Source organism: Rhizobium sp. M1, assembly GCF_002531805.1.
Taxonomy (GTDB): Bacteria; Pseudomonadota; Alphaproteobacteria; order Rhizobiales; family Rhizobiaceae; genus Rhizobium; species Rhizobium etli_C.
Genome location: NZ_NWSW01000121.1, coordinates 1 through 567, shown reverse-complemented (window position 1 = coordinate 567; position 567 = coordinate 1). Strand labels below are relative to the sequence as shown.

Below are 567 nucleotides of genomic sequence, written 5' to 3'. Positions count from 1 at the left end.
GGCACGCTGGACGGCCCATTCGTCATTCTGTTCGAGCAGCAGTGCGCCGACGAGACGGACGATGGCTTCGTCGTTCGGAAAGATGCCGACGACTCGGTGCGTCGCTTGATTTCGCCGTTGAGACGCTCAATTGGATTCGTCGAGTGCAGCTTTGCCCGGTGCTCTTTCGGGAAGGTCATGTAGGCGAGCACGTCCTCTTCAGCGTCGTCCATGATGGTGGCAAGCTTCGGCACTTTCGGCCTGATTTGATCGGCGACACTGCGCCATTGTGCGGCTTGCTGCCTCCGGGGTCTCCTGGGCAAAGGCCGTCGCGATGAAGGCGGATACGACCCGCCTGCCGCTCTTTCCAGCATGCGCGAGCACGTTCCTCATGAAGTGAACCCGAACCTTTGCCAAGTGGCATTGAGAACCTTGGAAACGGCAGCCTTGATGCCCTCATGTGCATCAGAGACAACCAACTTCACCCCGCGTAGACCGCGGCGCGTTAGCCTGCGAAGGAATTCCGCCCAGATCGGTTCGGCCTCCGAGGTGCCAACTTCCATACCCGGGACCTCGCGCCGACCGTCG

General features: G+C 60.8%; 1 pseudogene. It reads right to left on the bottom strand.

What is annotated here, in order from left to right:
* Positions 1–542 (bottom strand): annotated as a pseudogene (locus CO655_RS33230) (transposase); the annotation flags it as partial.
* Positions 543–567 lie beyond the last annotated feature (25 nt).